The following is a 22789-nucleotide window of genomic DNA, read 5'->3' on the forward strand; positions in this document are numbered from 1 at the left end:
CGTTGGACGTCTACATGCAATTACTCATGAACAGTCTGCAGATTGCTGCGGCCTACATACTGTTCTCATTGGGCCTGACGCTGATCTTCGGCGTCATGCGTATGGTCAACTTCACGCATGGTGAGTTCTTCACATTGCCCTTGCTGGTGATGGGCGTGCTGGTGCCGGTGCTGCTGGGCGCCAACGTGCCGCTGGTGGCCACCTATGCCTTGAGCGCCGTGCTGGGCATTTCCTGCACGTTGCTGCTGGGGGGCGTGATCTACAAGTTCGCGCTCAAGCGCTTCCAGCGCGACATGACAGGTTCTTTCGTGGTGTCGGTGGGACTGTCGCTGTTGCTCCAGGGGATCTTCCTGGAGCTGTTCGGCGGCGTGCCCAGCCGCCTGCCCACCCTGATCGAGGGAACCGTCAATGTGCTGGGCGCCTACATCACGCTGCAGCGGCTGGTCATCACCTGCTGCGCCTTGCTGGTGGCGGGGGCCCTGTGCTGGACGATCGCCTCCAGCCGTCTGGGCAAGGCCTTGCGGGCAGTGGCCGAGGACCACGAGGCCGCCATGCTGCAGGGGATCCCTTACCGCCGTATCGCGCTGATCGGGTTCCTGATCGCAACCGGGCTGGCCGCCGTGGCGGCGGTGCTGCTGTCGCCGGTGACGGTGTCCAGCCCCATCATCGGCAACGACTACCTGATCCGCGGCTTCATTGCCATCGTGATCGGCGGGCTGGGCAGCATTCCCGGCGCCATCCTGGGCAGTGTGCTGATCGCGGTGATCGAGAGTGTGGGCGGCTATTACTTCGACCCGACCTGGGCGACCATCACCATGTTCGCCCTGACCATGTTTGTGCTTCTTGTCCGTCCGAAGGGGATTCTCGGTCATGGCTAAATCCTATTCTCTGCCGGCCGCGGCCTCGATCGCCGTGGTCCTGCTGGCGGCCGCGCTGCTGCAGGGCGGCGGCCTGGCGGCCAGCCTGGCGCTGTGGCTGGCGATCAATGTGCTGATCACGGCCAGCTTCCGCTTCGTGACCCTGATCGGCGAACTGAACTTCGCGGTGGCCGGCTTTGTCGGTCTGGGCGCCTACATGGCCGGGGTCGCGTCGGTGAACCTGGAGTGGCCGTTCTGGGTGGCACTGCTGGCCGGCGGCCTGTTCGCAGGAGGGGTCAGCGTGGTGTTCGGCACCATTACCCTGCGCGCCAAGGGCCCGTATTTCATGCTGATCAGCTTTGCTTTCACCGAGGTGCTGCGCATGATCTACACCAAGACCGAGGCCATCGGCGGCAGCTCGGGCCTGGTGGGGATCTTCCCGCCGGCCTATCTGGACGGCTGGTACCCGGCGTTCACCGTGGCCATCGTGGTGGCCCTGTTGTGGGGGTTGTGGTGGCTGGAGCGCTCGGATTTCGGCAAGGTCATCGTCGCCATCCGCAATAACGACGCCTTGGTCGAGACGGTGGGCATCAACGTGCATATGGCCAAGGTGGCCTGCCTGGCGATCGCCTCGCTGGTGGCGGGCCTGGCCGGCGGACTGCTGGCCTTTGCCAACAACGTGATCAGCCCGGGTGATTTCGGCTTCCTGCTGGCCGTCTATGCGCTGGCATACCTGAAGGTCGGCGGCGAGGCCCGCCTGATGGGGGCCGTGGTGGGGGCTGTGGTGCTGACGCTGCTGGGGCAGTTTGCGCTCAGCTTTGGTCCCTACGAGCATATTTTCTACGGCGCGGCCATCGTGTTGTCGGTGTTGCTGATGCCGGGCGGGCTGATCGGGCTGGGGCGCTGGTTCAGGCCGCGTGTGGCCAAAGTCAATGCCCTGACCAAGCCACAGGCCTGAGGTGAATGATGGAATCGCAAATTCTTCTTAATGTGGAAGGCATGAGCCGCCGTTTCGGTGGGCTGGTCGCGGTCAAGGATCTCAGCTTCGAGGTGCGCCGTGGCGAGATCCTGGGCCTGATCGGCCCCAACGGTGCGGGCAAGAGCACCACCTTCAACGTGGTCAGCGGCTATTACAAGCCTTCGGGAGGACGTCTGACCTTCCTGGGCGAAGACATCACCGGGCTGCCGGCCGCGCGCATCGCCCGGCGCGGTCTGGTGCGCACCTTCCAGCACGACAGCATGCTGCGCGAGATGACGGTCTACGACAACATCGTGGTCGGCACCTTCGCCTCCACGCGCAACCCGGCCGAGCGGGATGCCCGGGTGCGCGAGACGGCCGAGCTGATGGGCCTGAGCGAGGTGCTGGATGAAATCGCCGGCAACCTGTCGCATGGTCTGCAGCGGCTGGTCAGCATTGCGATCGCCTTCGCCGCGCGTCCCCGGCTGTTGTGCCTGGACGAGCCGTTGACCGGGTTGAACCAGACGGAGGTGGGGGCGGTGCTGAAGATCTTCCGACGCATGCGCGAGGAGTACGGCATTTCGATGCTGCTGGTCGAGCACAACATGAAGGCAGTGATGGATATCTGCGACCGCATCGTGGTGCTGGACTACGGGGTGTTCCTGGCGTCGGGGTCGCCGCAGGAGATTCAATCCAATCCGGATGTGATCGCGGCCTATCTGGGGAAGAAGCATGAACGGCAATAAGGGCAGCGCGCTGGAAGTCGAGGGGCTGGCAGTGCGCTACGGCATCGTGCCGGCGGTCAATGGGGTGAGTTTCACGGTGGCGCGTGGTTCGATCGCCACCATCGTTGGCTCCAACGGCGCGGGCAAATCCACCATCATGAAGGCCATCACCGGCCTGGTGGCGCCGTCGGGCGGACGGATCCGCTATCACGGCGAGGACATCACCGGCATGGCCCCGGATGCCCTGGTGGCGCGCGGGCTGGTGCTGGTGCCCGAGGGCCGGCGGCTCTTCAAGGGCATGACCGTGGGCGAGAACCTGGAGCTGGGGGCGTTTCTGGAGACCGACCGCCAAGCCATCCAAGCGCGTCTGGAGACGGTGCTGGAGCGCTTTCCAGCCCTCAAGACGCGTCTGAAGTCCCAGGCCGGCAGCCTCAGCGGCGGGCAGCAGCAGATGGTGGCGGTCGGACGTGCCCTGATGGCCAAGCCACGGCTGTTGTTGCTGGACGAACCCACCATCGGTCTGGCCCCGGCCATCGTGGACACCATCGCCGGCATCATCCAGGACATCGCCCGCGATGGCGTGGACGTCATGCTGGTGGAGCAGAACGCCGAGATGGCGCTGGATATCGCCGATGACGCCTTCATCCTGGAGCGCGGCGAGATCGAGCTGCGTGGCCCGGCGGCCGAGCTGGCCAGCAGCGAAGCGGTACGTAAGGCCTATCTGGGCATCTGACACGTAGACATCGACGATCAAGGAGGTCGGACATGGGCCGATTGGAAGGAAAGGTTGCCTTCATCACGGGAGGCGGCGCAGGGATAGGACGCGCCAGCGCGTTGTTGTTTGCCGCTGAGGGGGCGCAGGTGGTGGTGGCCGAAAGGGATGCGGCCGCCGGTGAGGAAACGGTGGCCCTGGTGGCGCGCCAGGGCGGTCCGCAGGCCCGCTTCGTGGCCACCGATGTCACGGATGCCGACAGCGTGGAGCAGGCTGTTCGCGGCACGCTGCAGGCCTATGGCCGCTTTGATGTGCTGTACAACAATGCCGGCGGCTCGACCGTTCGCGACGGGCGGGTCACGGAGACGCCGGTGCAGGAGTTCTGGGACAAGATCAAGCTGGATCTGTTCGGCACCTGGCTGGGTTGCCGTTACGGCATCCAGGCCATGATCGACGCCGGCCACGGCGGCTCCGTGATCAACAGCACCTCCATCTTTGCGCTCATCGGCACCCACGGCAAGGATGCCTACACGGCCGCCAAAGGCGGCGTGAGCGCCCTGACTCGCTCCATGGCGGTGGAGTACGCAGCCCAGGGCATCCGGGTCAACGCAGTGGCGCCGGGCGCGACGGCGACCGAGCGGGTGCTGAAGCTGCTGCAGGACGACGGCGTGACGGTCCGCTCACTGCAGGGGCAGCTATTCGGACTGGTGCAGCCGGAAGACATCGCCCGTACGGCGCTGTTTCTCGCCTGCGGCGATTCGCGCTCGACGACCGGCCAGATCCTGGCGGTCGACGGCGGGCTCACGATTTCCTGAGGCCGCCGAGGAGTCGATAGCATGTTTCATCATGTCGTCATGGTGGCGTTCAAAGTAGCGCTGGACCCCGCCGACCACGCCTATCTGGTGCGCGCCTGCGAGGAAATCGAACGGGAACTTCCGGGGGTGATACGTCTGCGTTTCGTGACCAACCTGGCCGATCGCGCGGGCCCCTACACCCATGCCTTCGTGGGTGATTTCGTGGATGCTGCGGCCCACGATCATTACCAGGCGGCACCCTTGCACGGCCCGCTCAAGGCGCGTGTGAACGCCTTGTGCGAGGCGTTGCTGGTACTGGATTGCAACGATTGAGGGGAGGCCGCCATGGATATGGGATTGCGTGGTAAATCGGTATTGATCACCGGCGCTTCGCAGGGGATCGGCGCCGGGTTGGCGCGGGCTTTCGCGCGCGAGGGCTGCCAACTGGTACTGGTGGCCCGTTCGGCCGACGGGCTGCAGGCATTGCAGGCTGAACTACAGGCGCAGTATGGGGTGCAGGTGGCCGTGCAAGCCCGGGACCTGACGGCTCCGGGCAGCGCCGAGCAACTGGCCGCCGCCTGGGGCGGGGTGGATATCCTGGTGAATAATGCCGGCGGCATTCCGGCCGGTGACCTCTGGAGCGTGGATGCGACGCGCTGGCGGGCTGGGTGGGAACTCAAGGTGATGGGCTATATCGACGTTACGCGGGCCTTCTACCGCTGCATGCGCGAACGCGGGCAGGGCGTCATCCTGAACAATATCGGCAGCGGTGGCGAAAGCTATGACTTCGACTACATCGCCGGCACCACCGGCAATGCCGCATTGATGGCGTTCTCGCGCGCCCTGGGCGGTCGCAGCCTGCGGGATGGCATCCGGGTGCTGGGAGTGAACCCGGGGCCGGTCGCCACCGCGCGAATCGAGCAGATGTTGCGCCTTCGCGCACGCGATCAGCTGGGCGATGAGGCGCGCTATGGTGAGTTCCTGGCCAAGTTGCCGCGGGGGCGGGCGGCGCATGTGGAGGAGGTGGCCGATCTGTTCGTTTTCCTGGCTTCGCCGCGCTCGGCGTATACGTCGGGGGTCATTGTGACCATCGATGGCGGCATGACGTCCAGCAAAGCCATTGCCTGAGGGAGAAGAGGGCGGCGTTCTCGTTGCGCCGCAGCACCGGATTTCCTATCAATTGATAATTTCTCTTCAGGTGACAGGGCCAGGCCCATGGGACAGAATGGGTCGGCCCCGGAGGAGACAGCCGGGCCTTTGAGCAACCCGTCCCGCGCTGCGGGACTTTCAGGTTCCAGGCCGATGAAAACACCCCGCAACAAGGTCATCATTACCTGCGCCATCACGGGTTCGGTGCACACCCCGTCGATGTCGCCCTATCTTCCCGTGACGCCCGATCAGATCGCGCAGTCGGCCATCGAGGCGGCCGAGGCGGGCGCGGCCATCGTGCATCTGCATGCGCGCGAGCCGGACACGGGCCGTCCGACCCAGGATCCGGCGCTCTATGCGCAGTTTCTGCCGAGCATCAAGGCGGCAACGGATGCGGTGATCAACATCACCACCGGCGGCTCGCCGGTGCTGCCGCTGGCCGACCGCATGGCGCCGGCCCTGCGTTTCAAGCCTGAGGTGGCCTCGCTCAACATGGGCTCGATGAACTTCGGCATGTATGAGCTGCTGGGCCGCTTCAAGGAGTTCCAGCACGACTGGGAGGAGCCTTATCTGGCAGGCAGCGAGGATCTGATCTTCAAGAACACCTTCAAGGACATCGCGCAGATCCTGACGGCCTGCAACGGCAACCGCACGCGGTTCGAGATCGAGTGCTATGACATCGGGCATCTGTATACGGCCGCGCACTTTGTCGATCGGGGCTTGCTCAAACCGCCGTTTCTGATCCAGTCCGTGTTCGGCATCCGTGGCGGTATCGGCACGCATCCGGAAGACGTGATGATGATGAAGCGCACGGCGGACAGGTTGTTCGGAGAGGACTATGTGTGGTCGGTGCTGGCTGCCGGCCGCCGCCAGACGCCGCTGGTGACGATGTCGGCCACCCTGGGCGGCAATGTCCGGGTGGGGCTGGAAGATTCGCTCTGGGACGGCCCCGGCGAGCTGGCGCAGTCCAATGCCGATCAGGTGCGCCGCATCCGGGGCATCCTGGAAGGGCTGTCGCTGCAACCGGCCACGCCGGACGAGGCGCGCGCCATTCTGCAACTCAAAGGCCGGGATCAGGTCGAGTTCTGAACCGCGGCGCAAGCCGTGGTCTTATCCAACAAGGGGACATCACCATGAAGATGACAGGGTGCGCGCTTGCGCTGGCCGCGGCGCTGGGTTTCGGCGGGGCGGCGTTCGCCGATGACGGAGTGATCCGGATCGGCTTCATCACCGATATGTCGGGCCTGTCGGCCGATGCCGACGGCCCGGGCGGAGCCGAGGCCATCAAGATGGCCATCGAGGACGCCGGCGAGAGCGTGGCGGGCAAGAAGGTCGAGCTGCTGGTGGCCGACCACCAGAACCGCGCCGACATCGCGTCGGCCCGGGCGCGCGAGTGGCTTGACCAGAAGGGCGTGGACATGCTCATTGGCGGCGCCAACTCGGCGGCTGCGCTGGCGGTGGCCAAGGTGGCGCATGAGAAGAAAAAGCCGTTCTTCGTGGTGAGCGCCGGCGCGTCCGAGCTGACCAATGCGCAATGCACGCCGTACACGGTGCATTATGCCTATGACACGGTGTCGCTGGCGCGCGGCACGGCGCGTGCCATGCTCAAGGAGGGCGATCGCGATTGGTTCTTCCTGACCGTGGACCATGCTTTCGGCCACGCGCTGGAGCGCGACGCCTCGGCGGTGGTGCAGGCCGACGGGGGCAACGTCAAGGGGCGGGTGCGCCATCCGCTGAACACGGCCGATTTCTCCTCCTACATCCTGCAGGCGCAGGCTTCGGGCGCCAAGGTGCTGGGCCTGGCCAACTCGGCCAACGACACCAGCAACGCGGTGAAGGCGGCCGCCGAGTTCGGCCTGACGCCGTCCATGAAGCTGGCCGGGCTGCTGGTGATCATCACCGATGTGCATGCGCTGGGGCTGCAGGCCGCGCAGGGCATGTACCTGACCACCGCCTGGTACTGGGATCAGGACGATGCCTCACGCCAATGGGCGTCGCGCTTCGAGGCGCGCATGAAGAAGAAGCCGTCCATGCTGCAGGCGGGCGACTACTCGGCGGCCTCGACCTATCTGAAGGCGGTGGCCGCCACGCAGAGCACGGACGGCGATACGGTCATGAAGTGGCTCAAGGCCAATCCGGTCAACGACATGTTCGTCAAGGACGGCAAGATCCGCGCCGACGGGCTGATGGTGCATGACATGTACCTGATGCAGGTGAAGACGCCGGCCGAGTCCAAGGGGCCCTGGGATTACTACAAGCTGATCGCGCAGGTGCCGGGCGAGCAGATCTACACCCTGCCGCAGGAGTCGACCTGCGCCTTGATGAAGCCCTGAGCGGGTTCGCGCGCGCCGTCCGGCGCGCGCCATTGCGAGGTATGACATGAAAGTGGAGAAGCTGGCCGCGCTGCCCGTCGACATGACGGACCGGCGCGTGATCGTGACCGCGGGCGCGGGCGGCATCGGCGCGGCGATTGCCGCCGCCTTTGCCGAGCGCGGAGCGCGCGTGCATGTCTGCGACGTGGACGAGGCGGCGCTGCAGGCCTGCCCGCATGCCTGCGCGCGGGCCGACATGAGCCGCCGCGAGGAGGTCGAGGCCTATATGGCGCGGGCACTGGACTGGCTCGGTGGCCTGGACGTGCTGGTCAACAATGCCGGCATCGCCGGGCCGACGGCCGGCATCGCCGAAGTGGATCCGCAGGCGCTGGCCGCGACGCTGGACATCAACTTGCAGGCGCAGTTCCATACGGTGCGCCTGGCCCTGCCGGCCCTGCGCGAGTCGGGCGGCGGCAGCATCATCAACATCAGTTCGGTGGCCGGACGCATGGGCGTGCCGCAGCGCACGCCCTATGCCGCCAGTAAATGGGGGGTGGTGGGGTTGACGCGCTCGCTGGCCGTCGAGCTGGGCCATGAGGGGATCCGCGTGAATGCCTTGTTGCCCGGGCTGGTGGCCGGGGCGCGCATCGGGCGCGTGATCGAGGCGCGGGCGCGCAACATGGGCGTGAGCGTCGAAGAGGAAACCCGCCTGGAGCTGGCCGGCGTGAGCCTGGGCCGCTTCGTGCAGCCGGGGGACATCGCCAACATGACGCTGTTCCTGGCCAGCCCCTTTGGCGCCATGATCAGCGGCCAGGCCATCAGCATCGACGGCGACCTGCAGGCGCTGCCCTGGCAGCCCGGTCACTGAAGGCGGTATCAGGCCGGGCCGCTGGCGGGCAGCAGCGAGATGGTGTCCGCATACGCGCCCTGGCGGCGGGTCTGCGCCGTGGCCCGCAGCGCCTCCAGCAGGCGCTCGGTCAGGTCCAGGGCGCTGTCTTCCTGGCGGGTGATGAGCACGAAGTCGAACCATTGGCGGGTGGTCAGCGGCCGGGCCGTGAGTTCGGGGTAGGCGGCTTCGATGTCGCTGGCCGACAAGGCATTGACCAGGCTGATGCCCCGGATGGCGCGCACCGTTCCCGGCAGCAGCGACATATGGGCCTGGATGCCCGAGCGCAGGCGCAGGCTGGCGGCGATGTCGCCTTGCGCGACCACATAGTCCGACCAGAGCGGTTGGACATAATCCTGCAGCGGGATCGCGTCCACGGCCACGGCCGGCTGCCCTGCCAGCGGATGGGCGCGATGCAGGATGGCCATCACGTCGGTGCGCAGAAAGGGGTGGTAGCACAGGCGGCTGTTGTCGCGTGCGACGGCGCCCAGGCCGAAGTCGGCGCGCCGCGTGTCGACGGCGCTGAGCACCTGTACGGAGGACTCGACGTCGATCGAGCAGGGCCGCGCGCCGTGGCGCTGCAGATAGTGGCGCACGGCATCGGGGGCATAGGCCAGCGCCAGCGCCGGCGAGGTGGCGATGCGCAGGCCGTGGCCGCCGAACTGTTCGATGCTGTGCAGCGCTTCGTCGATGCGTACCAGCTCGTCGAGCACGTGCTTGGCTTCGCGGTACAGGTAGTGGCCGGCCTCGGTGGGGCGCAGCGTCTTGCGCGAACGGTCGAACAGCGTCACGCCGGTGGCGCGCTCCAGGCGGGAGATGGCGTGACTGACGGCAGGTTGCGTCATGTGCATGGCCAGGGCGGCCTGGCGGGTCGAGCCGGTCATGACCACGTTGTAGAAAATGCGCAGGTCGTGAATGTTGAAGTTGCGCTTCATGGCCTTGGGATTCCCTTGTGGAGCGTGGTGGCGGCTCGCGGCTCAGCCGCGCCCGGCCTTCTGGGTGAGTTTGAGGTTGTTGCGCAGCATGTCGTAGACCAGCCGGGGGCTGGGGTCGACCGGGTCGGGGTGGATCCAGAGATAGTAGGTGACGTCGGGCAGGGCGGGCAGGCCGTCGCCTTCGCCCAGCACGCGCATGTCGGGCGTATGCAGTTCGACGCTGCGCGCCGTGATGCCCAGGCCGGCGCGCAGCGCCGCGCGGATGCCAACCAGGTTGGGGGCCACGTAGTTGGCGTGCCAGGGGATGCGGGCCTGCTCCAGCGCCGTGAGCGCCAGGCGGCGAAAGATGCTGGGCTCGTCGGCCAGCACCAGCGGCAGCGGCGAGCCGGGGTCGTGCACATAGTCGGCCGAGCAGAACCACACGGTGGGCGAGCTGCGCAGCACCAGGCCTTCCAGGGTCTGGTCGAAGCGGGTCGAGATGCACAGATCGATTTCGCCGCTGTGCATCGCCGTCATCAGGACGGGGCTGCGATCGACGCGGATTTCCAGCTTGATCTTGGGCAGAAAGCGGGTGACCTGGTTCAGCACCGTGGGCAGGATGCTGTCGGCGACATCGTGCGGCGCGCCCAGGCGCAGCTTGCCCTCGAAGCTGGCGTCCTGCATGGCGCGGATGGCTTCGTCATTGATGGCCAGCAGGTGGTGGGCATAGGCCAGCAGGCGCTGGCCGTGGGCCGAAAGATGTTTGCGGCGGCCGCGCTTCTCGAACAGCGGAAAGCCGATCAGGGCTTCCAGGCGCTGCAGTTGCTGCGAGACGGCAGACTGGGTTTTGTGCAGGTGCTCGGCGGCGGCCGCGAACGTTTCGAACTGATCGACGGCCACCAGGGAGCGGAGCAATTCCAGGTCCAGATTGCGCATGTCGGACGCCCTTAAAACATTAGCATTGCTTATATTTTAATAAAACAAATTAGGTTGTTTGGGCGGCGGCCCCTCGGTACATTGCCTCTATCAATTCCGATGACAGACGAGAGGGTATTCCATCATGGCCGTTGACGCCGCTGTTCGGGACGCTGCAAGCGTTGCCGTCGAAAATATTAGAAAGATCACGGTTGAGGAAGGCGTGACGCGCAGCAGCCTGGACAAGGTGCTGGCCGAGCTGGTGGCATTGGCAGGGCAGCGCGAATTGTGGGGCGAAGGCCGCTTCGCCGCGCCCGAGGAGGGGGAGCTGCAGGCGCGCTATTTGATCAGCGCCGACGCCGACGACAGCTTTGCGCTGTATCTGAACGTGATGCGCCCGGGCAAGAAGATCGTGCCGCACAACCACACCACCTGGGCCTGTATCGCCGCGGTCGAAGGGGCCGAAACCAATTTCCTTTACGAACGCCGCGAAGGGGGCCATGAACCGGGCCCGGCACGCATCGAGCAGGTGGGCGAGGTGCAGGTCGAGCCGGGCGGCGGCATCGCGCTGATGGCCGATGATGTGCATGCGGTGCAGATCCACGGCGACGATGTGATCCGCCACCTGCATATGTACGGCCGCGCCCTGGAAACCTTGGACCGCCGCCTGGCGTTCGACATGCAGGCCGGTACCTGCGCGGTTATGCCGGTCGGCGTGAAGACGCGGAGCTGACATGAGCGTCAAGCCTCGCCGCGCCACCGCCTTGCTGCGCGCCGGCCGGCCGCATCGCGGCTGGGTCAATACGCCGGTCACGCGGGCCAGCACCTTCATCTACGACAACGTCGAGCATTGGCGCGATGTGCGCGCGCGTCGCGAACAGGAGCAGCTGGTGTCGTATGGCGCCCGCGGCACCGACACCACCCATGCGCTGCAGGACGCCCTGGTCGAACTGGAAGGCGGGCATCGCGCCTGCCTGTTCCCGACCGGACAAGCGGCCATCGCGGTCATGCTGCTGGCTTATCTGAAGGCCGGCGACCATGTGCTGATCACCGATGCGGTGTACGAGCCGGTGCGGCGGTTCTGCGCCGAGCACCTGACGCGGCTGGGAGTCACGTTCACCTACTATCGCGCCGATGGCAGCGATCTGGCGCAGAAGCTGCTGCCGCAGACGCGCATGATTTATGCGGAATGCCCTGGCTCGCTGACCTACGACATGATGGATCTGCCGGCTGTGGCCGAGCTGGCTCATGCCCATGACTGCCTGCTGGCGGTCGACAACACCTGGGGCTCGGGCGTGCTGTACCGGCCGCTGGAGCTGGGCGCCGATGTGTCCGTGATCGCGTCCACCAAGTATCTGGGCGGGCATGCCGACGTGGTCATGGGCGCGGTGGTGACCCATGAGCGCGCCTGGCCCGCCATGCAGCGCGCTGCCATCGATTTCGGCCAGACGGTCGGCGCCGATGATGCTTTCCTGGTGCTGCGTGGCATGCGCTCGCTGCCTCTGAGGCTGGCCCAGCACGAGCGCCACGCCTTGCAGGTGGCGCAGTGGCTGCAGGGCCGGCCCGAGGTGGCCAAGGTGTTCTGTCCCGCGCTGCCGGGCGATGACAACCATGCTTTGTGGCAGCGCGATTGCCACGGCGCCAATGGCCTGCTGACCATCGAGTTCGCGCCCGGGATCGCTGCGGCCAGGGTCGAGGCGGCTGTCGATGCGATGCAGTTGTTTGGTTTGGGGGCGTCCTGGGGCGGCTTCGAGAGCCTGGTGATCCCGGCCGACCTCACGCGCGCCCGCAGCCTGGGCGACTGGACCGGACGCGGGCAGATGTTGCGCCTGCATATCGGCCTGGAAGACCCGCTGGACCTGATCGAGGACCTGGAGCAGGCCTTTGCCCAGCTTATCCGAGCAGGCACTTCCGATTGACTCTTAGCTGAATCACGATGACGAATTTTTCTTCCCGCAGCGCTGCTGCGGTGGCCCCCCTTTTGCTCAAAGAATGGCTGCATGATGGCGCCGAGATTGCTTTGCTGGATGTGCGCGAGCACGGCCAGTATGGCGAGTCGCATCTGTTCTATGCCGTGTCGCTGCCCTGGAGCCGGCTGGAGCTGGATATCGGGCGGCTGGTGCCGCGCCGTTCGGCGCGCGTGGTGGTGTACGACGAGGGCGACGGCCTGGCCCGGCAGGCGGCCGAGCGCCTGCAGGCCCTGGATTACAGCGAGGTGTACTGGCTGGAGGGCGGTACGCCCGCCTGGCGCGCCGCCGGCCTGCAGCTGTTTGCCGGCGTGAACGTGCCCAGCAAGACCTTCGGAGAGCTGGCCGAGCATGCCTTTGATACGCCGCGCATCCGGGCCGAGGAGCTGGCCGCAATGCAGGCGCGCGGCGAGGCGGTGGTGATCGTGGATGGTCGTCCGTACAACGAGTATCGCAAGATGAACATCCCGGGCAGCATCTGCTGCCCCAACGGTGAGTTGCCGTTGCACATCGATACGCTGGTGCCCGATGCGAGCACGCCCATCGTGGTCAATTGCGCCGGCCGCACGCGCAGCATCATTGGTGCGCAGACGCTTATCAACCTGGGCCTGCCCAATCCGGTCTATGCGCTGGAGAACGGCACCCAGGGCTGGTTCCTGGCCGACCTGAAGCTGGAGCATGGCGCGCAGCGCCGTTATGAGGCGTGCGTGCCGGCCGGCGCGCTGGCGCAGCTGCGCCAGCGCGCCCAGGCCGTGGCCGAGCGCTTCGAGGTGCCGGTGGTGGATGCGGCGACCGTGCGCGGCTGGCTGGATGACGGCCAGCGCAGCGTCTTTCTGTGCGATGTGCGCAGCGCCGAAGAGTTTGCCCAGGGCTCATTGCCGGGGGCGCGCCATACGCCGGGCGGGCAGCTGATCCAGGCTACCGACCAGTATGTGGGGGTGCGTCATGCGCGTCTGGTGCTGTTTGACGGCGAGGGCGTGCGCGCTCCGGTCGTGGCCAGTTGGCTGCGCCAGCTCGGCTGGGATGCGGTGGTGCTGCGCGAGGGGCTGGAGGCGGCGCTGCCGCAAGCGCCGGCCGAGGCCGCGTTGCCGTCCTTGCCGGCGCTGACGGTCGACGCCCTGCGCACGGCGCAGGCCGACGGTGCGCCGATTGTCGACGTGCGCCCGAGCATGCAGTACCGGCGCTTGCGGGTGGCCGGAGCCCATTGGGCCATCCGTGCGCGTGTGGAGCAGGTGTTGGCGTTGAGCAAGGCCGCCGGTGGCGCGCCGCTGACGCTGATCGCCGAGGAGGCCGGCGTGGCGGCGCTGTTTGCCCAGTCCGCCCGCGAACTGGGCATGGCCGTGGCCGGCGTCAACCTGGACGGCGAGCAAGTCTGGCGCGAAGCCGGCCTGGCCCTGGCTGCCGGCGGCGATCTGCCGCCCGATGCCGAGTGCATCGACTATCTGTTTTTCGTTCATGACCGGCATGACGGCAACAAGGCTGCCGCGCGCCAGTATCTGGCCTGGGAGACGGGCCTGCTGCAGCAGATCGACGCGCGCGAGCGCGCGACCTTCCGGTTGTGAGCGCCGGGCGCGCGCCGTCACAGGCGTGCGCAACCGGTGTCGGGTTTTATTTCATATACAAGGGGAAATCCAATGCATTCCGGTAGCAAGAAATGGTGGTCTGGAGTGGCGGCGTTGAGCGCGTTCGTCATGGCGATGGGGGCGGCGCCGGCGGCGCAGGCGGCCTATCCGGAGAAGCCGATCACGTTGGTGGTGCCGTTTCCGGCCGGCGGCGGCGTGGATCTGGTGGCGCGCATGCTGGCTCAGCACATGGGGCAGCACAACGGCGCCAACGTGGTGATCGAGAACCGCCCCGGCGCGGGCGGCAGTATCGGGGTGGCGTCGGTGGCGCGCAGTGCGCCGGACGGGTATACGCTGGTCATGGGCAGCCCGGGCAATATCAGTATCGCGCCCAGCGCCTATCCTTCCTTGCCCTACGATCCGGTCAAGGATCTGAGCGCCATCGGCATGGCGGTGCAGATGCCTATCCTGCTGGTCGCCCAGCCGAAGGCCTCGTTCAACAGCGTCAAGGAATTGATCGCCCAGGGCAAGGAGAAACCCGGCAGCCTGACTTACGGCTCCGGCGGCACGGGCACCTCGCTGCATCTGTCGGGTGAGCTGCTGGCCCACCTGGCGGGTCTGGAGGCGGTGCATGTGCCATACAAGGGCTCGACCCCGGCGCTGACCGATCTGATGGGCGGCCGGCTGGACTATATGTTCGTCGACACGTCGGCCATGCCCAACGTCAGCGCGGGCAAGATCCGCCTGCTGGCGGTGACGGCGCCGCAGCGCTCGCAACTGCTGCCCGACACGCCGACCATTGCCGAGTCGGGCTTGCCGGCATACCAGACGCTGAACTGGTATGGCCTGTTCGCCCCGGCAGGGGTCAACCCCGAGGCGGCCCGGTGGCTGCGCAAGGCGCTGGATGAGGCGCTGGCCGATCCGGAGTTGCTCAAGCGCCTGAACGCGCAGATGCTGGAGGCTCCGCCGGCCATGACCCCGGCGCAGTTCGGCGAGTTCGTCGCCGAAGACGTGGCCAAGTGGCGTCAGTTGGTCAATGACGCCAAGCTCAATCTGAACGGGTAGGCGTCGTGCCGCTGCCCATGCGCATCGGGGTGCTGCTGCCGCAGGGCAACCTGACCTGCGAGCAGGAGTTTCCCGCCATCGGGGCGGGGCTGGCCAGCTTTCACTATCAGCGTCTGGCCCGCCAGGGAACGGCCATGTCGGCGGCCTCGCTGCTGACCTTGCTGGAGCAGGTCGAGCCGGCTGCCGGCATGCTGGCCTTGCTGCGGCCGCGCGCCTATGTGCTGGCCTGCACGTCGGGCACCTTTCTGCAGGGCGCCCAGGCGCACGATGTGGCCGGCCAGCGCTTGCGTGCAGCCACGGGCGCGCCGGCCATCACCACTGCCAGCGCCTTGCTGCAGGCCTGCCGCGCGCTGGCGTTGCGCCGCGTTTTCATGCTGACTCCCTATCCGCCGGCCATCACTGAAGAAGAGGTCGGGTTTCTGGCCGCCCACGGGGTCGATGCGCGGTGCTGCCTGTCACTGGGCTGCGCCGATGGCGAGCAGATCCGCCAGCTGACGGCAGCCCGCGTGTATCGCGCGCTGATCGGCGCGCGAGCTCAGCTGCGCGGCGCCGACGCGGTGTTCCTGAGTTGCACCAACATGCCGACCTGGCCTTTCCTGGCGCGCGCCGAAGCGCAGCTGGGAATGCCGGTCTTTTCTTCCAACTCGGTGACGGCCTGGGCCGGCCTGCGCCTGGCTGGCGCAGGCGCAGGCTTGCCCGGGCTGGGCCGTCTGGGCGCGTTGGCATTGCCCGACGCCGCCCTCTATGCTTAGTTCCCCCTTACGGAGACCACGACCCCATGGGTGTCATTCAACAGTTTCTTTCCGGCCGCGGCGCGGCCGCCGACTACGGCCATCTGCGGGTGGGTTCCATGGCATCGGGCATGGCGGTGACGCTGCCCTACGTGGCGCTGCGCGGCGCCCGTCCGGGGCGCACGCTCTGGCTGCACGGCCAGGTGCATGGCGACGAGATCAATGGCATGGTGGCGGCGCTGCGCTTTGCCAACAGCCTGGATCCGGCGGCCATGTCGGGCAATCTGGTGGTCACGCCCACGGGCAATCCGCAGGCCCTGGATGCACGCCGCAAGCGCAATCCCTATGACGAGCTGGACCTGGATCAAACCTATCCGGGCAGCGCCGGCGGCCTGATCTCGCAACGCCTGGCGCACGTGCTGATCGGGGAGATCCGCGGCACGGCCGATATGGTGATCAACCTGCACACCATGAATCCCCTGTTCGATTCGCGGCTGTACACGGTCTACAAGCATCATCCCGGCAGCGGCATCAGCGAGCAGACGCTGCTGGATGCGATGGCGCTCTTTCATCCCAACGTGGCCTGCCGCCAGGATGTCGGCGGGCAGGGCGAGCTGCCGGGCAATATCGCCGGCGCGCTGGACTTCCAGTGCCAGGAGGCCGGCATTGCGGCCTTCATGCTGGAGCTGGGCGGCGGCAGTCGCTACGAGGCGCACAACGTGGCCGCCGCAGAGGCCGGCTTTGCCCGCCTGGCTGCCCAGATGGGCATCGTCGACGGTCCGGCGCAGGGCGGCGCGGCTGGCTGACCTTCGAGCATGGGGGATTGTTCGTGCCCGAAGCCGAGGCCGGCGCCACGCTGGCGCGTGGCGCGGTGCTGGGCGCGGCGATGGATCTGCATGGCAAACCCACGGAAACCATCGCCTTGCCGCAGGATGGCATCGTGATCGGGCTGCGGCGCGACCCGGTGGTGCACACCGGTGAGCGCGCCGCTTTCGTCGCCTACGAGTGGGACGAGGTGGCCTGCACGCTGCGCTGAGGCGCGGCAGGCCGCAGGGCCGGGTTGCGCATGCGCAGCCCGCTGTCCTGCCCATTGCGGCTGTTACGCTGGGTTTGCGGATCGGTGTCGCGCAGGTATTCCTCCAGCGAGTCATCCACCGCATCGAGCCAGCGCGTGTGGTGGCGCGAGGCCTTGGTGCCGGTCATCACCGAGCGGTAGCAGCGGTCGCGATAGCCCATGATGTCGCGCTTCTTGTCGTCCTTCCACTCCAGGAAGATGGCATTGACCGCGTCGATGTCGAACTCCGGATAGTCGGTCTGCGAGATCAGGTGCTTGATGTAGCGCCCCTGGAACTCGTACATCGATGCGGTGCTGGTGAGGCTTTCCTCGTCTTCGCGCCAGCGCGCGCTGTCTGCGGCCATCGCGTCGGGCGAAGGCAGGCTGATGCGGCCCAGCATCACGTCGCGGGCAAACCAGGCCTGCGCGTCGAACATGTTGAAGCTGTACCAGAGATCCTGCATGCCCAGGTAGAACAGGCGCGGGTTCTCCTCCCACACCACGCCCTGGTACAGGCCCAGCGGCCACAGGCGGTTATTGGTCGACAGCGTCAGTTCCTGCGGCAGGAAGGGGAAGTGGTGCTGATAGCCGGTGCACAGGATGATGGCATCGACCTGCTTGCTGCTGCCGTCCACGAAGTAGGCGCGGTTGCCCTTGACGCGCTTGAGCTGCGGACGCTCTTCCCAGCCTTCCGGCCAGTCGTAGCCCATGGGCTGGGTACGATAGGCGGTCGTGATCGAGCGCGCGCCGTACTTGTAGCACTGCGAGCCGATGTCTTCGGCCGAGTAGCTGCTGCCGATCAGCAGCACATGCTTGTCGCGGAATTCGACGGCGTCGCGGAAATCGTGCGCGTGCAGGATGCGGCCGGTAAAACGGTCGAAGCCGTCGAAATGCGGCACGTGCGGCGTGGAGAAATGGCCCGTGGCGACCACCACGTAGTCGAACTCCTGGCTGGTTTCTTCCTGGTTTTCGTAGTCCTGCGCGGTGACGGTGAAGGTCTGCGCGGCCTCGTCATAGGTCACGCTTTTGACGACGGTGTTGAAACGGATGTATTTGCGCACGCCGGCCTTGCTCACCCGGCCTTGGATGTAGTCCCACAGCACTTCGCGCGGCGGGTACGAGGAGATCGGCCGGCCGAAGTGTTCATCGAAGCTGTAGTCGGCGAATTCCAGACATTCCTTGGGGCCGTTGGACCACAGATAGCGGTACATGCTGCCGTGGACCGGCTCGCCGTTTTCGTCCAGGCCGGTGCGCCAGGTGTAATTCCACATGCCACCCCAGTCCGACTGCTTTTCATAGCAGACGATTTCAGGCATTTCTGCCCCTTTCTCGTGGGCGTCTTGGAAGGCTCGCAGCTGGGCCAGGCCGCTGGGGCCGGCGCCGATGATGGCTACTCGGATCGTCATAAGGGGTTCCTCCACAGGTAAAGCGCGGATAAAAAGCAAAAACTCGTCCCGTCCCGGCGTGATGACGCGGGAATGGGGAAAACAGGCAAACGGGAAGCGGCGCTACGCGGCGGGTGGAGGAACCGGGCGCTTGCGCAGTTGCGCGAGGAGCACGTCGCGTGTGCGCACGACGCAGGCAAAGGGCAGGGTCAGCAGTCGCGTGAAAGCGGGGGTGACCAGAGGAAGGCTTGCAGCATACTGACTCGGCCCCTTTCCGCTGTTGCATTGCGCTTGGCGGGGGCCGCAGAGGCTATAGATGCATTTACTCGCTGTCATAGAGGGGTGGTTTCCTTTTTTTATGCGTTGTAATTGCCATTTCTTGCCATGACACCCCGGGGTTGGCCACGGGCGCTGCGCCCTGGCTGTCGCGGGAGGCATGGCGGTAGAACGCCTGGGCCGTGCGCGGGTGGCGCGGCGGGCGGAGACGGCGGCTCGCAGGCCGCAGCGCTGACGGTGACTGTAACGCGGGGTCACCGTGTGTCCCCTGGCGGATCCGTCATCGGGCATCAAGGCCCAGCGTGTTCGTGCTGCGCTGGGAGCCCGCTGGGCGGGCCGCTCACCCGACGAAACGTGGGACGTTCGGGTGTTCTTGCCGGGCGTAGCCGGAAAATGCCGTGGGATCAAGGCTTTCTACAAACCAGACCCTTTTACCTTACGGGTATTTGCAAGATATGGCAAGTCTGGTTATCCCGCGGAAGGAAAGGCGGCGCCGGAAGGGGCGGAGAATCGCCGCCCGGGCTTCAGGGGCTCATGCCGGCTAGACGCATGAGCAGGCGCATGCCCAGGGCCAGCAGAGCCAGGCTGGCGACGCTGGCGGCCCAGATCAGCGCCAGCCAGCCCAGACGGCGCCAGACGGAGGGGGGAGCGTGGCGCATCAGTGGTAGCCCTCACCGGTCTGTACCTTGCCGCGAAAGACGAAGTAGGCCCAGGCCGAGTACACCAGGATGATGGGGATGATGAGCAGGGCGCCCACCAGGGCAAAGCCCAGGCTCTGGGGCGGTGCGGCCGCGTCCCAGATGGTCAGCGAGGGCGGGATGATGTGCGGCCAGATGCTGATCACAAAGCCGGAGTAACCCAGAAAGACCAGCAGCAACGCGGCGGCGAAGGGCCCGCCATGCGGCCGGCGTGCGAGGCTGCGCCACAGGCCGGCGGCCGTGGCCAGCACCAGGATCGGCACCGGCAGGAAGAACCAGAGGTTGGGCAGGCTGAACCAGCGTTGCGCGATGGCGGGATGCGCCAGCGGCGTCCAGATCGAGGCGATCAGGATGGCCAGCAGCAGGGCCAGGGCGATGGGCCGGGTGGCCCGGATCATCTGGCGCTGCAATGCGCCGTCGGTCTTGAGGATCAGCCAGGTCGAGCCCAGCAGTGCGTAGCAGACGACCACGCCCGCGCCCGTGAAGACGCTGAAAGGCGTGAGCCAATCCATCATGCCGGTCTCGCCCGCGGGGTCCACGCCCTCGATGAAGGCGCCCAGGATGGCGCCCTGGCAGAAGCTCGCCACAAAGGAGCCCAGCATGAAGGCCTTGTCCCAGAAGGGCTTGTGAGCCTCGTCGGCCTTGAAGCGGAACTCGAACGACACGCCGCGCCAGATCAGGCCGATCAGCATCAGGATGACCGGCGCATAAAAGGCGCTGAGCAGCACCGCGTAGGCCTTTGGAAAGGCCGCCATCAGGCCTGCGCCACCCAGCACCAGCCAGGTTTCGTTGCCGTCCCAGACCGGGGCGACGGTGTTGACCATGATGTCGCGATGTTCGCGCGAGGAAATGAAGGGAAACAGGATTCCGATGCCCAGGTCAAAGCCGTCGGCAGTGACATACATCATGATTCCGAAGCCGATGATGAGGAGCCAGATCAATGGCAGGTCGATGCCCATGGTCGCTTCCTTGTTCAGGGTTGGGGCCGGGCCGGCGGCACGCTGTCCATCACGGACAACGGGCGCGCGGGGCGGTGGTTGAGGGTGTCGTCGGGCGGGTTTTCGGTGGGGTCGGGGCCGCGCGCGATGAGCTTGAAGACGTAGGCGATGCCCGCCCCGAAGACGGCGGCATACACCGCCAGCAGCACGATCAGCGTGACCGACAGCGTCAGGGCCGAATGGTTGGATACGGCGTCGGCAGTGCGCATCAGTCCGTAGACCACCCAGGGCTGGCGGCCGATCTCGGTGGTGTACCAGCCGGCCAGCAGGGCGATCAGACCGGACGGCCCCATCAGCAGGGCGAAGCGTTGCAACGCACGGGACCGATGGGCGGTGCCGCGCCAGTGCTTCCAGGCGGCCAGCAAGGCCAGCAGCAGCATCAGCATGCCCAGGCCCACCATGATGCGGAAAGTCCAGAAAACAATCGTGGCGTTGGGCCGGTCGGCGCGCGGGAATGACTTCAGGCCGGGGTACTGGCCGTCCCATTCATGGGTCAGGATGAGGCCGCCCAGGCGCGGGATCTCGATCTTGTAGCGGGTCATCTCGGCCTGCATGTCGGGCCAGCCGAAGAGAATCAGCGGCACGCCTTCGCCGGGCCGGTTTTCCCAGTGCCCTTCCATGGCGGCCAGCTTGGCCGGCTGGTGCCGGAGTGTGTTCAGGCCGTGCAGATCGCCCACCAGTACCTGCAGCGGCGCGCTCAACAACAGCGACCACAGGGCCATCGAGAACATTGTCTTCACCTCGGGGCTGCGCCGCCCGCGCAACAGGTGCCAGGCGCCCGAGGCGGCGACCATCAGCGCGGTGGCGATGAAGGCGGCCAGCACCATGTGGGCAAGGCGATAGGGAAAGGAGGGGTTGAAGATGATGGCAAGCCAGTCCACCGGCACCACGACCCCATCGATGATCTCGTGGCCCTGGGGGGTCTGCATCCAGCTGTTCGAGGCCAGGATCCAGGTCGCCGAGATCAGCGTGCCCAGGGCCACCATGACGGTGGAGAAAAAGTGCAGGCGCGGGCCGACCTTGTTCCAGCCGAACAGCATCACGCCGAGAAAGCCGGCCTCCAGGAAGAAGGCGGTCAGCACCTCGTAGGTCAGCAGCGGGCCGGTGATGCTGCCGGCGAATTCGGAGTACTGGCTCCAGTTGGTGCCGAACTGGTAGGCCATGACCAGACCGGATACCACGCCCATGCCGAAGTTCACCGCGAAGATGCGCGACCAGAAGTGATAGAGCGTCTTGTAGACCGGGTTTCTCTTCCAGAGCCAGAGCCCTTCGAGGGCAGCCAGATAGGCTGCCAGGCCGATGGTGATGGCCGGAAAGATGATGTGAAAGGTGATGGTGAATCCGAACTGAATGCGGGCGAGTTCGAGAGCGGTCAGATTGAACATGGCAAAGCTACCTGTCAGCGCGAAGCGATGCATCGCATGGCGACGCCTGGCCGATGCCGGCGAGCGTCCGGGATTGCCGGGGCAGGCGTCACCCTGGAGGCCGGCAATCTTATCCATACAAACTAATAATGTATGTTTATTAATAGTGTATGTCTGGAAAAGTATATTGGTTTTTGTATGGATAAAGCAATTCGGAGCCCATGGCAGGCGTCCGCGGGGCCGGCGGTGGCCCCGGGCATGGACCCGAAGAGCTCGGCGCGGGCCTGTGCCGAGGCGCAGCGCCGGGGCTGATCCTGTCTTTCAGTGGGGCGGGGGGCTTCGTGCCGGGCGTGGCCGCCCTATCGCGGCCGCACAGACGGGAGTCCGGCCATGCCGGCGTGGTTGGCTACGATCCGGCCGACCGGTGGCGAACGCCCGGTGGCGGCGCGACCGTCAGGCGATGTTGGGGCGCAGATGCTCCGACTGCGCGGCCTTGGCCAGCAGGAAGTCGACGCAGGTGCGCATGGCGCGGGTCTGGTGGCGGTTGGGCAGGTAGAGCAGGTAGAGATGCACGCCGAACAGGCTGAGGTGGTAGTCGTTCAGCGCGGTGATCACCTCGCCGTTGTCGAGCTTGTCTTTGACGACATAGTCGGGCACCAGGCCCAGCCCGAGGTCGGCCAGCACGGCCTGGCGCAGAAAAGGGAAGTTCTCGGAACTGAGCGAGGGTTGCAGCATCAACTCCTGGTGTACGCCATTGCGCCAGGCGCTCAGGCGCAGATGCTGGCCGACCAGGGCGGTGGTGATCACCGGGCACCTGGTCAGGGCTTCGATGCTCTCGGGCAGACCGTGCCGCTCGGCATAGCGGCGTGTGGCGCAAAGCACGTAATGCACGTCGCCCATGTGGCGCGCCACCACCGTCTGCGGCGGCTCGTGGGCGACCCGGATGGCGATGTCGATGTCATCGCGCAGGTGCTCGGTGCGGTTGACGAACAGCACGTCGAGCTGGATGCCGGGGTAGAGCCGCTTGAACTCGATGAACCAGTCGCTCATCACGATCTGGCCATAGCCGCTGGGCACGCTGATGCCCACCCGGCCCTGCATGCCCTGGCCCAGCGAAGCGATGGTGTCGCTGGCGGATTGGGCTTCGTCCTTGATGATGCGGCCGTGCTCGTACAGGCGCATGCCGATTTCAGTGGGTTCGGCGCGGCGGGTGCTGCGCTTGACCAGCTGGGCGCCCACCGATTTTTCGAGCTGGCTCAGGTGATAGCTGACATTGGCGCGCGTCATTTTGAGTTTGCGGGCCGCCTGGCTCAGGTTGCCGCAGTCGATGATCTCCACCAGCAAGGTCAGCGCGTTGAGATCCATATCCGTCCCACCACTGCATCAAAATTTTTGACAGTCTATCAAACACCCCTGTAATTGTTGGAAATCGGCATGGCGGCAACAATCGTGGCTTGTTGGAAAAGG

At 66.3% G+C, this 22789-nt stretch carries 24 protein-coding genes; 17 read left to right on the top strand and 7 right to left on the bottom strand.

Annotated elements, in window-relative coordinates:
* The first annotated feature begins 14 nt into the window (after positions 1–14).
* The 10 genes from A7V84_RS08945 (at position 15) to A7V84_RS08990 (ending at position 8375) form a co-directional block, all read left to right on the top strand.
* The gene (locus tag A7V84_RS08945) at positions 15–878 is read left to right on the top strand and encodes a branched-chain amino acid ABC transporter permease (protein WP_063491781.1); all 864 of its coding nucleotides are present in this window, start codon (positions 15–17) and stop codon (positions 876–878) included.
* Positions 871–1815 carry a branched-chain amino acid ABC transporter permease gene (locus tag A7V84_RS08950; RefSeq protein ID WP_025513201.1) on the top strand — a complete coding sequence of 315 codons (945 nt, stop codon included), beginning with the start codon at positions 871–873 and terminating at the stop codon, positions 1813–1815. Before A7V84_RS08945 ends, A7V84_RS08950 begins: the two co-directional genes overlap by 8 nt.
* Before the next feature lie 8 nt (positions 1816–1823).
* On the top strand, positions 1824–2561 hold the full coding sequence (locus A7V84_RS08955) for an ABC transporter ATP-binding protein (protein ID WP_063491782.1): 738 nt from the start codon (positions 1824–1826) through the stop codon (positions 2559–2561).
* Entirely contained in the window at positions 2548–3273 is a 726-nt protein-coding gene (locus A7V84_RS08960; RefSeq protein ID WP_025513199.1) for an ABC transporter ATP-binding protein, read from the top strand. The genes A7V84_RS08955 and A7V84_RS08960 overlap by 14 nt, the downstream gene beginning before the upstream one ends.
* Positions 3274–3305: 32 nt before the next feature.
* Positions 3306–4067, top strand: a complete 762-nt coding sequence (locus A7V84_RS08965) for an SDR family NAD(P)-dependent oxidoreductase (protein WP_025513198.1) — start codon at positions 3306–3308, stop codon at positions 4065–4067.
* Positions 4068–4088: 21 nt separating this feature from the next.
* Positions 4089–4379 carry a Dabb family protein gene (locus A7V84_RS08970; protein WP_025513197.1) on the top strand — a complete coding sequence of 97 codons (291 nt, stop codon included), beginning with the start codon at positions 4089–4091 and terminating at the stop codon, positions 4377–4379.
* Positions 4380–4391: 12 nt separating this feature from the next.
* Positions 4392–5174, top strand: coding sequence for an SDR family oxidoreductase (locus tag A7V84_RS08975; protein ID WP_063491783.1), 783 nt, complete (start codon positions 4392–4394; stop codon positions 5172–5174).
* Positions 5175–5348: 174 nt separating this feature from the next.
* Positions 5349–6284, top strand: coding sequence for a beta-keto acid cleavage family enzyme (locus tag A7V84_RS08980; RefSeq protein WP_063491784.1), 936 nt, complete (start codon positions 5349–5351; stop codon positions 6282–6284).
* A gap of 44 nt (positions 6285–6328) precedes the next feature.
* On the top strand, positions 6329–7528 hold the full coding sequence (locus A7V84_RS08985; protein ID WP_025513194.1) for an ABC transporter substrate-binding protein: 1200 nt from the start codon (positions 6329–6331) through the stop codon (positions 7526–7528).
* A 46-nt stretch (positions 7529–7574) separates the two neighbouring features.
* Positions 7575–8375 (top strand): SDR family oxidoreductase, encoded by an 801-nt coding sequence (locus A7V84_RS08990; protein WP_025513193.1) that lies wholly within the window; start codon positions 7575–7577, stop codon positions 8373–8375.
* Between the two features lie 8 nt (positions 8376–8383).
* Here the strand turns inward: A7V84_RS08990 and A7V84_RS08995 are convergent, their stop codons facing one another.
* Together A7V84_RS08995 and A7V84_RS09000 are read right to left on the bottom strand one after the other, a co-directional pair.
* Entirely contained in the window at positions 8384–9328 is a 945-nt protein-coding gene (locus A7V84_RS08995) for a LysR family transcriptional regulator (protein WP_025513192.1), read from the bottom strand.
* A 42-nt stretch (positions 9329–9370) separates the two neighbouring features.
* Positions 9371–10243: a LysR substrate-binding domain-containing protein gene (locus tag A7V84_RS09000; RefSeq protein WP_063491785.1), complete on the bottom strand. Its 873-nt coding sequence runs from the start codon at positions 10241–10243 to the stop codon at positions 9371–9373.
* 124 nt (positions 10244–10367) lie between these two features.
* On the opposite strand from A7V84_RS09000, the gene A7V84_RS09005 reads away from it, so the two are divergent.
* From A7V84_RS09005 to A7V84_RS21660, 7 genes are all read left to right on the top strand, one after another.
* Positions 10368–10955 carry a cysteine dioxygenase family protein gene (locus A7V84_RS09005; protein WP_025513190.1) on the top strand — a complete coding sequence of 196 codons (588 nt, stop codon included), beginning with the start codon at positions 10368–10370 and terminating at the stop codon, positions 10953–10955.
* Between the two features lies 1 nt (position 10956).
* Positions 10957–12141 carry a cystathionine beta-lyase gene (gene metC / locus A7V84_RS09010; protein ID WP_033535536.1) on the top strand — a complete coding sequence of 395 codons (1185 nt, stop codon included), beginning with the start codon at positions 10957–10959 and terminating at the stop codon, positions 12139–12141.
* A 17-nt stretch (positions 12142–12158) separates the two neighbouring features.
* The gene (locus A7V84_RS09015; RefSeq protein ID WP_063491786.1) at positions 12159–13751 is read left to right on the top strand and encodes a rhodanese-like domain-containing protein; all 1593 of its coding nucleotides are present in this window, start codon (positions 12159–12161) and stop codon (positions 13749–13751) included.
* A 72-nt stretch (positions 13752–13823) separates the two neighbouring features.
* Positions 13824–14816: a Bug family tripartite tricarboxylate transporter substrate binding protein gene (locus A7V84_RS09020; RefSeq protein WP_038854498.1), complete on the top strand. Its 993-nt coding sequence runs from the start codon at positions 13824–13826 to the stop codon at positions 14814–14816.
* Between the two features lie 5 nt (positions 14817–14821).
* On the top strand, positions 14822–15568 hold the full coding sequence (locus A7V84_RS09025) for a maleate cis-trans isomerase family protein (RefSeq protein ID WP_115638914.1): 747 nt from the start codon (positions 14822–14824) through the stop codon (positions 15566–15568).
* 26 nt (positions 15569–15594) lie between these two features.
* On the top strand, positions 15595–16353 hold the full coding sequence (locus A7V84_RS09030; RefSeq protein WP_231940169.1) for a M14 family metallopeptidase: 759 nt from the start codon (positions 15595–15597) through the stop codon (positions 16351–16353).
* Positions 16354–16376: 23 nt separating this feature from the next.
* Complete coding sequence (locus tag A7V84_RS21660; protein WP_231940170.1) at positions 16377–16583, top strand: hypothetical protein; 207 nt, start codon at positions 16377–16379, stop codon at positions 16581–16583.
* Here A7V84_RS21660 and A7V84_RS09035 read toward each other — a convergent pair.
* From A7V84_RS09035 to A7V84_RS09050, 5 genes are all read right to left on the bottom strand, one after another.
* A complete protein-coding gene (locus tag A7V84_RS09035; protein WP_025513186.1) occupies positions 16547–18007 on the bottom strand; it encodes a flavin-containing monooxygenase in 1461 nt (486 codons plus the stop codon). The genes A7V84_RS21660 and A7V84_RS09035 overlap by 37 nt on opposite strands.
* A 779-nt stretch (positions 18008–18786) precedes the next feature.
* Positions 18787–18921 (bottom strand): DUF2474 domain-containing protein, encoded by a 135-nt coding sequence (locus tag A7V84_RS20655; RefSeq protein WP_081694990.1) that lies wholly within the window; start codon positions 18919–18921, stop codon positions 18787–18789.
* Entirely contained in the window at positions 18921–19919 is a 999-nt protein-coding gene (cydB, locus tag A7V84_RS09040) for a cytochrome d ubiquinol oxidase subunit II (protein WP_063491788.1), read from the bottom strand. Before cydB ends, A7V84_RS20655 begins: the two co-directional genes overlap by 1 nt.
* A 14-nt stretch (positions 19920–19933) precedes the next feature.
* Positions 19934–21343 carry a cytochrome ubiquinol oxidase subunit I gene (locus A7V84_RS09045; RefSeq protein ID WP_025513184.1) on the bottom strand — a complete coding sequence of 470 codons (1410 nt, stop codon included), beginning with the start codon at positions 21341–21343 and terminating at the stop codon, positions 19934–19936.
* Between the two features lie 432 nt (positions 21344–21775).
* Positions 21776–22687, bottom strand: a complete 912-nt coding sequence (locus A7V84_RS09050) for a LysR family transcriptional regulator (RefSeq protein ID WP_025513183.1) — start codon at positions 22685–22687, stop codon at positions 21776–21778.
* Positions 22688–22789: the final 102 nt, after the last annotated feature.

The organism is Bordetella trematum (genome assembly GCF_900078335.1).
Taxonomy (GTDB): Bacteria; Pseudomonadota; Gammaproteobacteria; order Burkholderiales; family Burkholderiaceae_B; genus Bordetella; species Bordetella trematum.